General features: G+C 27.2%; 15 protein-coding genes. 13 read left to right on the top strand and 2 right to left on the bottom strand.

Going from position 1 to position 12241, the window contains the following annotated elements; all coding sequences use genetic code 11:
- The first annotated feature begins 243 nt into the window (after positions 1-243).
- The 13 genes from J2Z24_RS19960 to J2Z24_RS19905 all read left to right on the top strand — a co-directional run bounded on the left by J2Z24_RS19960 (position 244) and on the right by J2Z24_RS19905 (position 9610).
- A complete protein-coding gene (locus tag J2Z24_RS19960) occupies positions 244-1107 on the top strand; it encodes a hypothetical protein (RefSeq protein ID WP_035152538.1) in 864 nt (287 codons plus the stop codon).
- Positions 1108-1427: 320 nt separating this feature from the next.
- The gene (locus J2Z24_RS19955; RefSeq protein WP_111947656.1) at positions 1428-2231 is read left to right on the top strand and encodes a hypothetical protein; all 804 of its coding nucleotides are present in this window, start codon (positions 1428-1430) and stop codon (positions 2229-2231) included.
- Between the two features lie 223 nt (positions 2232-2454).
- Positions 2455-2589, top strand: a complete 135-nt coding sequence (locus J2Z24_RS21700) for a hypothetical protein (RefSeq protein ID WP_276512206.1) — start codon at positions 2455-2457, stop codon at positions 2587-2589.
- Positions 2547-2714: a hypothetical protein gene (locus J2Z24_RS19950; protein ID WP_156950226.1), complete on the top strand. Its 168-nt coding sequence runs from the start codon at positions 2547-2549 to the stop codon at positions 2712-2714. Before J2Z24_RS21700 ends, J2Z24_RS19950 begins: the two co-directional genes overlap by 43 nt.
- 175 nt (positions 2715-2889) lie before the next feature.
- Positions 2890-3420, top strand: a complete 531-nt coding sequence (locus tag J2Z24_RS19945) for a hypothetical protein (RefSeq protein WP_035147605.1) — start codon at positions 2890-2892, stop codon at positions 3418-3420.
- An 841-nt stretch (positions 3421-4261) separates the two neighbouring features.
- Positions 4262-4495: an HNH endonuclease gene (locus J2Z24_RS19940; RefSeq protein ID WP_051593223.1), complete on the top strand. Its 234-nt coding sequence runs from the start codon at positions 4262-4264 to the stop codon at positions 4493-4495.
- A gap of 174 nt (positions 4496-4669) precedes the next feature.
- Positions 4670-4885 (top strand): phage terminase small subunit-related protein, encoded by a 216-nt coding sequence (locus tag J2Z24_RS19935; protein ID WP_035147608.1) that lies wholly within the window; start codon positions 4670-4672, stop codon positions 4883-4885.
- A 370-nt stretch (positions 4886-5255) separates the two neighbouring features.
- Positions 5256-5573, top strand: coding sequence for a hypothetical protein (locus J2Z24_RS19930; protein ID WP_035147604.1), 318 nt, complete (start codon positions 5256-5258; stop codon positions 5571-5573).
- Positions 5574-5579: 6 nt separating this feature from the next.
- Entirely contained in the window at positions 5580-6290 is a 711-nt protein-coding gene (locus tag J2Z24_RS19925) for a sigma-70 family RNA polymerase sigma factor (protein WP_035147602.1), read from the top strand.
- A 14-nt stretch (positions 6291-6304) separates the two neighbouring features.
- Complete coding sequence (locus J2Z24_RS19920) at positions 6305-6694, top strand: sigma factor-like helix-turn-helix DNA-binding protein (protein ID WP_035147600.1); 390 nt, start codon at positions 6305-6307, stop codon at positions 6692-6694.
- Positions 6695-6900: 206 nt separating this feature from the next.
- A complete protein-coding gene (locus J2Z24_RS19915) occupies positions 6901-7617 on the top strand; it encodes a DUF3800 domain-containing protein (protein ID WP_035147598.1) in 717 nt (238 codons plus the stop codon).
- A gap of 13 nt (positions 7618-7630) precedes the next feature.
- The gene (locus J2Z24_RS19910; RefSeq protein WP_035147595.1) at positions 7631-8260 is read left to right on the top strand and encodes a hypothetical protein; all 630 of its coding nucleotides are present in this window, start codon (positions 7631-7633) and stop codon (positions 8258-8260) included.
- A gap of 840 nt (positions 8261-9100) precedes the next feature.
- A complete protein-coding gene (locus J2Z24_RS19905) occupies positions 9101-9610 on the top strand; it encodes a hypothetical protein (protein ID WP_035147593.1) in 510 nt (169 codons plus the stop codon).
- A 243-nt stretch (positions 9611-9853) separates the two neighbouring features.
- Here the strand turns inward: J2Z24_RS19905 and argJ are convergent, their stop codons facing one another.
- Positions 9854-11071 (bottom strand): bifunctional glutamate N-acetyltransferase/amino-acid acetyltransferase ArgJ, encoded by a 1218-nt coding sequence (argJ, locus tag J2Z24_RS19900; RefSeq protein ID WP_035147591.1) that lies wholly within the window; start codon positions 11069-11071, stop codon positions 9854-9856.
- A 34-nt stretch (positions 11072-11105) separates the two neighbouring features.
- Complete coding sequence (argC, locus tag J2Z24_RS19895) at positions 11106-12143, bottom strand: N-acetyl-gamma-glutamyl-phosphate reductase (RefSeq protein WP_035147590.1); 1038 nt, start codon at positions 12141-12143, stop codon at positions 11106-11108.
- Between the last annotated feature and the right edge of the window lie 98 nt (positions 12144-12241).

Here is a 12241-nt window from a genome sequence, read left to right as displayed (position 1 = left end):
CTTTGAGGTGCTTAAAGTTAGTAAGGAATATAAGAACGAAGGTCAATACAGAAGAATCCATATAGACCTAAAATAAAAAATAAAGTCCATTCCAAAGGAACAAACTAAAACCTCGCAAGTTTAGTTTACCTTCTGGAAGACAAAAAATCAAGCATAAAGGTGATATTATGAGTATTTATATATTACTTGAATATATAAGAGAGTGTGAATCTAAGAATATAAAGCCTAATAGGAAGGGATTATATGAGTTTAAAAAATTATGGAGAAGCTGAAATTCAAGAGGATTTAAATAAATTATTATTAAAAGTTCAAAAAGAACTTAAAAAAAAGATGTTTCCAAGAAAGCATATAAAGCTATTATGGAGAGATGTTAACATTGGATTGAAGAAGTTAGATGAAACAATATTAGGCACTTATGAAACTATAAAAGATAAAGACAATGAATTAAAAATTCATCATAAAATTAATATAAATAATTGGGTATATGATGAATATAAGAATGGATTATATGGTATTGGGATTGAAAAAAGATATTGCAAAAGAAGGTTAAAGAATACTATAGCACATGAACTGATCCACGCATATGTATATGAAAAATATGAGTGGCTTGGTGATGAATATGGATTTCATAGAGATGGTAGTCCTGTATTTTTATCTATCTTGGTATTCTTAAACATACCAAGTGGACACGCTGCAATGAAAGCATTTAAACATACTGATATATATAAAAAAGTAAAGGAATATGTTAGCTTTAAATCATTAGAAATTTATTTAATACATTTAACTTGTGAGTATGAGAAAAAATTTAGAGATTTAGAAACGATTATATTACAGGATGAAAATAAAGTTTATATTAATAATTTTACATTTTCAGCAGGAGGCACAACAGGATTAAAAGGGGAAGTAACAAATACGGCTATAATTAAAGGTTGTATGAGCAAAGCAAATATATTTACAGTTGGGGCTAATACAGATATTAATAAACTAAATGATTTAGTATTAAGCAAAGTAAATAGGAATGTATTTGAAACAAAGCATGTAATGATGTATTGTGAAACAATAGGAGACAAGAAAAATAAGTACAGGTTGCAGAGTATGAATATATAGGAAATTTTCGCAAGATGTTGCGAAAGGTGATTATATACCAGAACCGGCAGTTTACAAATTAGCATTTAAAGCAAGTAATGAAGTTGCAAAGATTTCAGGGTTGGTTGGCAATAGAGGTTATTCCAACTATAAGGAAAACAGGAGCGTATAAAGAAAAGCAGCTAACTAATGTAAAGTAGGTCAAAATGATGGTATATAAAGATTGATAGTAATATATGTGGTTACTGTAGAAAGTTTTATAGTAGCCACATTTTTATAAAGATATTGTAGTTATTATATAGTAATTCATGATAACCACTATATAAGGAAGTGAGAAAAAAGTGTATTGTGTAATTCAAGAGATAGAAAACAAGAAGTATAATGAATGTGGAGCTTATAAAGAATTAAAAGCACATCCTATGACATGGTCTATAGATGGTCATACTAAAACTGAGTATTCATATCAATACACAGGAGAAAGATTTAAAAGGCCTATTAAGAAAGCTTATAAAATAAGTATACATAAAAGCTATAGGGAGGATGGAAAAGTTAAAAAGAAACAATGGGTAATTTGCACAATGGGATATTATGAATTACTAGAGTTTTGGCCAGGGGATTCTATAAGTCAAAGTAGATTAAATGAAAAGCTTAAAGAAATGAATATATCAGAAGATGAATTATGGGACATGGTATATAAAAAACTAGATCCTTTAATAGAAAAGATAACTAATGAATTCCAAAAGACAGAAGAATACAAAACTAATAAAAAACATACTGAAATAATTCAAAGATATATAATAGATAAAGCTGACTTTGAAAAAACTTATGGAGAAGATACTTACGATTATTGTTATGATGTATTTGGAACTTTAAGGAATGAGGAAATGCTTAAAAATATAAAAGCTCAATATGAAGCTAGAAAAGAATATGAACGTAGTTATTATGAAAATTTTAATAGTAACTACAGTAATTATGATTTTAGTAGTTACTTTAAAAATAATAGCAGTACCTACACAGAAGAAGAGAAGGAATATTTAAAAGCAATATATAAAGCTGCAGCTATGAAACTTCATCCAGATAAAACAAAAGATAATGGAGAAGGAATGAAATTTTTAAACAAGCTAAAAGATAAGTGGGGTATATAGTAGTTACTATATAAAATACTATAGTAACTACATGAAAGCATTGAAATAACTGGATTTAAACATTTTTTTATGATATAATAAACATAAAGATAAAAATAAATATTAAAGTACCACACCATGAGGTGTAAGTCTTATAAATAAGGCACGGGAAATTAACTAAGTCAATATTATTGACGTGGTTGGTTCTCGTGTTTTTTTATTTTGGTTGAAATGAGGTGAATTAATGGAGCAACAGGCAAAAGAAGCTAGAAATAAATACATGAGGGAGTGGAGAGTTAAAAACAAAGATAAGGTAAAGGAGGCGCAGGAAAGATATTGGAGAAAGAAGGCTCAAGCAAAGTTAAAAGAAGTAAAGTAGAAGAGATATATTATCAGCTTAATGCTATCAGTGAGGCAATGTTGAAAGATAAAAGCATTAGTAGTGAATTTAAGAAAGGTTTTAATGTGGCTTTAAATTATGTATATCAGGCAATGATAGATTAAAAATAAGAATAAACAATCTATTTAAATGGAGTTTAACAAAATAAGAGCGTGTTAAATTAATTTTTTTAAATTATATGGAGCCATTGATAAATAAATGATTGAAGTGTATTAAATGAGTTTAACAGAATGTTAGATATGTTCGAGTAAAAAGAAGAAAATCAGGAGGTAAAAAATTATGATACTTTTAGATAGATATAAATTATTACAAAAGGAAATAAAAGAATTAGAGGATAAAAAGCAAAATGCTTATAACATGATAGTGGAAAATCATAATAAAGGGAATGAACGTAATAAAACTTTAGATGATATTTGGAAAACTTTACATAAACAATTAGAAAAAAAGAAATTTGAATTAAAGGAATTAGGTTATGTACGTGATGATGTTGCAATATATGAAAGTGAACTGAAAAACGTAGATAATAATAATAGGACTATTGATCTGTTGAATAAAATGAAAAATCAGATAGAAGAGCTAGATAATACTAGACAAGAATTAATGGCATTAGGGCAAACATCTAATACTATTTGGAACATGTATGGGACACCGTTGAAGTCATTTTTATTTAATATTAATACAGCACTTGCTGGATCAAGGAAACAAAGTAAGGAAGAAGTGAAAAAGAAAATAGATGAAGCAAAGAAGAAACTTGAAGAAGAACGAAAAGCAGATGCGGAAGAAGAATCTCTTAAAAAGAAACTATTATAATAAGTAAATATTATTTGCTGTAAAAGTAAACATAATGAGGTGATGTTAACTAAGCAATATGTAAAACATAGTTAAAGTATTAAAAAACAAATGGTTAAAGGTTATTGTAAAAGGTTAACACAATGTGAATTATGCTAAATAAAAGGGAAGAATTATAATGTTAGCCGCATGTAATGAAATTTATGATATTTTGTATTATTTATTATATTAAATTGTATTTTCATAGTAGGCAGTTAAATGGTTTAAAAACACTGAAAGCATAACAGTTGAAATTATATGATAAATTAAATAAATAGGATAATGAAAGTAAAATTATCTATAAGGAATATAGAAGAATTAATGAGCCGCAGGGGTATAAACGTAGTAGAGGCTGGAGTTTGAGACAAATAAAATAGAACTCATTTTAATCTATAGCGTACAAAATGAGTTCTATTTTCAAATTATTTTATATTATTTATTAGAGTAATGGATAATAATTAATTGTTAGGGTATTCCCTAAGTGAATCAATTTAAAGACCCACTTAAGGAATATAGTGTTGCTTAGTTTTTATTATATTTGCCTGATATAACAAGCAAAGTAATAATGTAACCCATTAGAATTAAAATGTTATCCATTACTCTATCTCCTTTCAATCTGATATAAAAAATATTAACACGAAATTTAACAAAAATCAATGATATATAGAGAAATTAATAAAAAAACTATTATAAAGTGAATTAAATGATGAATAATACAAAAATACGGCTTAAAATAGATTAATTTGACCAAATAATAACTGAATTTTATATTGTTAATTTTATATAAAGAGATAAGAAAATCATAAATAGAGCTGAGTAGTAAATGGGGCAAAGCTTCAAGGAAAGAGATAACAAGGAATGTCAAAGATGTAAAGCTAATGGAAGAGTAGGTAAAGGTGAGTGTGTGCATCACATCAAGCATTTAAAAGATAGACCAGACTTAGCTTTAGTTGATAGCAACCTTATAAGTTTATGTTATACATGCCACAATGAAGTGCATCCAGAGAAGTTACATAGGAATTATAAGCCTAGATTTAAGAATAAAGAACGCTGGTAAGCCTTGGTATTACTACCCCCAGTTAAAAGTTTGAGCTTTTTCGGAACGCTTAAAGACCGGGGGTATCCCGGACAAAAGAGATTTTTTAGAAAACTTCACACGAGAGGGGGGTATGCAACTTGATAAAATAAAGTGTGCAAAACTAAAAACTAGACTAGAATTGAGGTGGTGATTTTGGATGAAAAGGAAAGTTTAATAATTAAAGAGAAAGCCTATAAAGACTACATTTCTGGAATGAAGTATAAAGATATAGCTGACCAATATAAAGTATCTATTAATACAGTAAAGTCTTGGAAACGTAGATTGAATTGGCAGAGAAAAACGAATACAAAAAAGGGTGCAGGGTTGCAAGAGTTGCAGGAACTAGAAAATAAGAAAGTAAGAATTTAATGTATGTAATAAAGGAGAATGGGTGAAGAGGGGCCCTCCCTTAGAGAATTTTAGGATAGTTCTAAAGACCGAGTGGGCAGATTTTCGCACAAAAAACTCCCTAAATAAAAAATTTGGATTTATATATTAGAACTTAGAAGATTTCAAATGAAATTAGGTGCTAAAGTGATAAAAAATTTTAAAGAGCACTTTAATAAATTAAAGGAACTAAAACAATTAAAGTAATATTACTTAAGGCTAAAGCCAGAAGAATAATTATGAACATTTTGAGCCCCTTAAAAATATAATGGCTTAAAATCACAAACGCTTGGGAATTTTAAATACAAAAATACTCTCATATTAGAAAATTTAACTTAAAAGAGGTAGATGAATGGTTAAGAGTTTCAAAGAATATTTTAATAAATTGCAAGAATTAAAGCAATTAAAAGAATATCATTCATGTAATAGCACTTTAGATGAAATGTTAGAACAAATAATAATTGAATCCAGGATAAGAGATATTGAATCAGATATATTTTACATAAAATATGGAATTGAGAATTATATCAATGAAGAAGAAAGAACATACTTATATCTAAAGTATGAAAAAAAATTAAGCTTAAAAACATTGGAATCAATATTTAATAAATCAGTTAGTACATTATACAGATATGAGAATAAGATGTTTAAAAAGCTTGAAATAAGGTGATATAGCATGACTAATGAGGAACTGGTGCAATTATATCAACAAGGAGATAAACAAGCTTTAAGTAAGCTCATGGAGCAAAATACAGGTATTGTATATAAGTTAGCTAATAAGTTTTATGTAGAAGATACTAATAGCATAGATAAAGAGGATTTAGAGCAGGAAGGATTTATAGGTTTAATGATAGCAGCTGAAAAATATGATTTTAACAATCCTAAGAAAGCTAAGTTTACCACCTATGCAGTACATTGGATATACTCCAAAATAAACAGATATATAACTCAAAAGAACACTAATGATGAAACAAGCCTTAATACTCCAGTGGGTAAAGATGAAGATGCGGAGATTATGGATACCCTAAAAAGTGTTGATTATAGCTTTGAGAACGTGGAAGAGCGAATATATAATCAGCAGCTTAGAAAAGAACTAGAGGAAGTAATGATGGATCATAACACTTTAAAAGAAAGAGAAATATTAAAACTTAGGTATGGATGGAATGGTAATAAGCCAATGACATTAAATGAGGTTGGAGGAGTATTTGGAACTACATTAGAAAATGTTAGATATACTGAAAATACAGCTTTAAGAAAGATAAGAAGAAGCCCATGGGGAGCAATAAAGGCTGAAGAGATATATACTAGAAAAATTGAAGAGGCAAAGTATAGCATAGATAAAACTATTAATAGAATTAATTTTGCAGATAGATATTTATCCATATGAAGGAGTGAAATATAATGACTAGAGATGAATTAATTATTAAAACTGAAAATTATATTAAGAATATTCCAGAGGTAAAAAAAGAAATAAGTAAGTTAGATGAAGAAATTATGAGGTGCAGTGAAAAAGTAGAAGAATCTAAAGAAGAAATTAAAATGCTAAGTAGAAGAAAAAGATTACTGGAAATAAAAATAGAAAAGTTAAAAAATGCAATGGATGTACTAAGTGAACAGGAGCAGAAGATTATATGTTATAGATATTTTGAAAATATGTCATATTCAAAGATAGGAAGTGTAATGGGGTATAGCCAGAGTTTTTGTAAGAAAAGTAAGGTTAATAATATTTTATATACAATTGGGCGAATGGTGTTTACTGCTGAAATATTGTTATATGGATTAGAGGACTAGTGAAAGCTAGTTCTTTTTTCTATATCTAGAGACAGTTTTGTTGTATTTACAGAAGTAAAATTATAAAAATAGGCGGAAAATTAAGTAAATAGCAGATATTAAGATGTATTATAGATAAAATTAAATTATGATAATTAATATACACTATGAAAAATTAAATAGTATAGTATAATTTTATAGTACCATATATTGTATAGAGGTGAATTATGATTAATATATATTGTGATGAAAGTTGTCATTTGGAATTTACTGATAAGAATAAAGCAAAGCAAGTATCTATGATATTGGGAGGAATAAGTTGCCCAAAAGAGAAAGTTAAAAATGTAAGTGAGGAATTAAGGAAGATAAAGAGCAGACATGGTATATGGAAATTTAATGAAGTTAAGTGGACAAAGGCATCATATAATAAAATAGAATTTTACAAAGAGGTTATTGAGTATTTTTTTAACAATGATGATTTAAGATTTAGAACAATTGTTTTTCAGGACAAAAATAAGTTTAATTATGAAAAATATGATCATAATGAGATTTATTATATAATGTATTTTTATTTATTAAGAGAAATGATAGATGCAAGAAAAATTAACAATATATATATAGATAAGAAGGATACTAGAGGTGGAAGAAAAATAAAAGACCTAAAGAAATGTTTATGTAATGAAAAGTTAGATTTTGATCTTAAACTAATAAATAACATGCAAATTATTAATTCAAGTGATAGTGAATTAATGCAATTAGTGGATATATTAATAGGAGCAGTTGGATATGCTAATAGATTATATATGGGGGAGATATTAAATTCAACTGCAAAATTAGAGTTAGTTGAATTTATAAAGAGGAAAACAGGATATAGTTTACTTAAAACTACATTACGTCAAGAAGATAAATTTAATATATTCATATGGCATCCAATGCAGGAATAGGTGGTGGAAACAGATGGAGTACTATGGATTAAGTCAGCCAAAGATGTTTTCTAACAGAAATATCTTCATAGATATAAAAGCAGAATATGAAGGGTTATGTAATACATTTATAAATCCTGAAATAAGACCGAGTTTACAAGGAATTAAAATATTTATAGAAAATAAAAAAATTAATGGTATGGAAGAAAGATATTTGCATAGTATTAGTCTTAAAGATAAGGGATACCATCAAAAAATATTACCATGTACTAATGACATAGGTTCAATAAAATGTATCCCTCAATGTAATATTAATAATGCCAATTTTATTTTTCAAAAACTAAATAGAGTAGAGTGTTATTATAGACTATCTAGAATTCATTGGATACCTGAAATAATAAAATATGCTAATAATAATAATGCAAATACGAAAATATGGAGATATGATTCTAAGGATGGTATGGGGAAATGGTACTGGAGTAGATATGTTAGGTATCAGTCAGGGATTGTAGATTACTTAATTGTATTTAATGAATTATATGATAAAAAAGATAAAACAAAATTAAATTATTTAGATTTCAGAACAGCATATCCGGTGTTTCTTCCAGGTGATAAGAAAAAAATGGACAAGGAATATAATAAATATATAAAATCTATAAAATAAAAATACCGGTCTTCCCAACAGGAATCCGGTGATCTCCTTCTACCATCGGTAGATGAGCTATATACTATTTGTTACATTAAATATAACATCTAAGCATATATATTGTCAACAATGTATGATTAGATTATAGTATATTAATAGCAGGTAATTACCTATTTACTTTAAATATATGCATATAACTTTAGTTTTGCCACAAAAATATAAAATATACTATCTAAAAGTTTATTTTATTATTAAATATGTAAGAATACCAGAATATTGGTAACGGGTTTAAAAACAGTTTCATAGTATAATAAGCTAAATATATCGGTGAAATATAGATTACATATATGGAATAGTTATGTTTCTAATATATATATGAGTATTAATATATATTAAGAATTAGTTCAATGGGATTTTAGTGATAAATGTATATGAGTATTGAAAAGTTTTATTAAAACAAATTAAGGTATAGATAATAGAATTGTTATTAAAAATTACATGGAAATTAAATATTAATGGGAAAGAATTATATCTACTAAGTAAGTAGAATTTATAATTTAAAGGAGGTAATCCAATATAGATAAGAATGGATATATTAAATGGATAATTGGGTCATTTATTATTTTTACAATAATCTTTCCACTAGCGTTAAAACTTATATATGCTAATTTATCATATCCAGAGTGGTATGGAATTTTAGCAAGTTTTATTGGTGGTGCTATTGGGGGCATAACTACTTTAATTGCATTATATGTTTCAACAAATGAAACTAGAAAAATTCAAAAAAAAGTTTTAAAATCTGAACAAATAAGGCAAATAAAAAAAATTCAAGAGGATGCATTAATTGTATATTATGACTTGTTTTTAGGATTAAATGATTTAAAAAAGTTATATATAGCTCAAAAGATAGGTGACTATACAGAAAATACTCCGCTGAGAATGTATTTTAGTAATGAATGGATTAAAAATGTATCTTCATTGAGCTATATTGATAGTGTTAAATTATATATTGATAAAATTTATCTGTTATATGGTGAATTGATGACAATAAAAGATTTATTAGAAACCTCTAATCTTATTGAAATAAGTCCATCACCAGAATTATATCAACAAATTATAAGAACATCAGAAAAAGTATTCAACCATAAAACATTTATTGATGTATTGGAAAAAGATCGTACTACTGATGGATGGAGTGGAATTACATCAGATAGTAAAGAGAAATGGAATAAAGTGAAATGGGAAGAATTAATGTTAGAAAATAATACTAGTGATAATAGAATTATTAAGGATGTGCTTTCAGATGAATATAAAACAATTCTTCAAGAAATTAAAAATGTGCAAATTTATAATGAGCTAAGTATATAAATAAGATAATTTATAAAAACTGAACAATTTGGTGGGGAAATTGGTGGGAAAGGACATTGAAAACACTACAAGTAAAAATGTATTAACAAGGAATGTTGTGAGTTCAATGCCTTTTATATCAATAGTTATAAAGAATGAATAAAATATATAAAAATTAATAATCAATAAATAATTATGATTCGTAATCAGCAGGTCGCAGGTTCAAAGCCTGTCAGGAGCACCAGAAAAATTAAATGATATATATTAAGTCCTATATTGTCCATTTATCTCTACATATTTATATGTTAGATCACATCCCCAAGCTTTTGCACTATATTTTCCATCGTTTAAGTCTACATATAATATAATATTATCAGCTTGAAGAATATTTCTAGCTTTATTTTCATCAAAATTTAGATTCATTCCATTTTTAAATACTTCAATTTCTCCAATGGAACTTTTAAAAGTAAGATTTACTTTATCTATAGAAAACTCACCACCGGAATATCCAAGAGCGCAAATTACTCTTCCCCAGTTTGGGTCACTTCCAAATAACGCCGCTTTTACTAAATTTGAAGATACTATTGACATAGCACACTTTTTAGCACTATCTACACTACATGAATTTACAACATGTGATTCTATAAGCTTAGTGGCTCCTTCTCCATCTCGTGCTATTTTTTTTGCAAGCTCAATATTTATAAAATCTAATGCCTCTTTAAAAATCTTATAATTATCATTTTCGCAATCTATTATTTTATTTTCAGCAGCTCCATTAGCCATTACTAAAAACATATCATTAGTACTTATATCGCCATCTACAGAAATCATGTTATATGAATCCTTAACACTATTTTTTACTGCTTTATTAAGCATTTCTTTACTTATATTAGCATCTGTTACTACAAAACTTAGCATGGTAGCCATATTAGGCTTAATCATTCCAGAACCTTTTGCAACACCACTAAGCAATACTTTTTTACTATCAATTTCTATTTCTATAGTTATATATTTAGTTTTTGTATCAGTGGTAAGGATAGCTTTTGCAGTATCATCTCCTCCATCATTTGAAATTTTACTACAAACTTTTTTTATACCATCTTTCATGATATCCATTGGAATAGGTAACCCAATTACACCTGTGGATGCTTGTAGTACTTCTTCTGATTTTAAACCAAGTTCTTTTGAAGTGATTTCATTTATGGTTTTCGCATCTTTAAAACCATTGTCGCCAGTACATGCATTTGCGTGTCCACTATTTATAATAATAGCTTGAGTGTTATGATGTTTTATATTTTCCATATTTAAAACTACACAAGCTGCTTTTACTTTATTTGTAGTAAATGTGCCTGCTGATACAGCATTTTTTTCACTATATATAATAGCAAGATCTTTTTTACAACTTTTCTTTAGACCTGCTGCAATTCCTGCTGTTTTAAATCCCTTAACACCATTAGCAAAACTGTTACTTAATATTTTCATATGCTATTTCTCCCTCCTAAATAAATTTAAATTATTAGATTTGCATGGATAAAACGTCAATGCCTTCTTTTTCATCAATTCCAAACATTATATTCATATTTTGTATAGCTTGCCCTGCTGCACCTTTCATTAAATTATCTATGGCAGATATAACTATTACTTTATTAGTTCTCTTATCTATTCTCATACCAATATCACATAAATTACTTCCTCTTACATTTCGAGTTTCAGGTAAATTTTTTAAAATTCTAATAAAGTATTCCTTACCATAAAATGAATTATATAAGTTATATAAATCTTCTTCCGATATAACGGTTTTTAAATTAGCATAACAAGTTGCTAAAATACCACGATTCATTGGTATTAAATGAGGAGTAAATGTTAATATAACTTCTTTTTTAGCTGCAGCAGATAATTGTTGCTCAATTTCAGGAGTATGTCTATGCCCAGCTACACCATATGCTTTTACTGATTCATTACATTCACAGAACAAAGAATTAGTTTTTAATGTTTTACCTGCACCTGATATTCCTGATTTCCCATCTATTATTATAGATTTTGTATCTACTAAATTTTTTTCTAACAAAGGATATAATGCTAAAATACTTGCTGTAGTATAGCAACCTGGATTAGCAATGAGACGGCTTTTTTTTATTTTTTCTCTATATATTTCTGAGAGGCCGTATACAGATTGTGCAAGTAAATTTTTTGCATTATGTTCTATGCCGTACCATTGTTTGTATACATCAGGAGAATTTAATCTATAATCTGCTCCTAAATCTATAACTTTTACGTTATTTAGCAAAGCTTTTTTTACTATATCAAAAGAACTTCCATTAGGTAGTGCGATAAAGAGTACATCAATTTGCTCTAATTTCTTTTCATATTCTTCAAAGCCTATACATTTACTTTGTATAAAATTAAAGTAATTATTGTATATTTCACTAAATTCTATATTTGCATAATTATAAGAAACCATAAACTTAATTTCTACTTTTGGATGTTTATGCAAGAACCACACTAACTGTTGACCTACATAGCCTGTAGCGCCAAGTATTCCTACACTTATCATACCATCACCTCCTAAAATTATATATAGATTATACATAAAAAAGAATATATATTCAATATATTTTATAAAAAATATTGAATATATATAAATATAATAGT

It is taken from the genome of Clostridium tetanomorphum (genome assembly GCF_017873215.1).
In the GTDB taxonomy this organism is placed as follows: domain Bacteria; phylum Bacillota; class Clostridia; order Clostridiales; family Clostridiaceae; genus Clostridium_AO; species Clostridium_AO tetanomorphum.
Note: the sequence above shows the minus strand (reverse complement) of the source record. Positions and strands in the feature narration are given on the sequence as shown.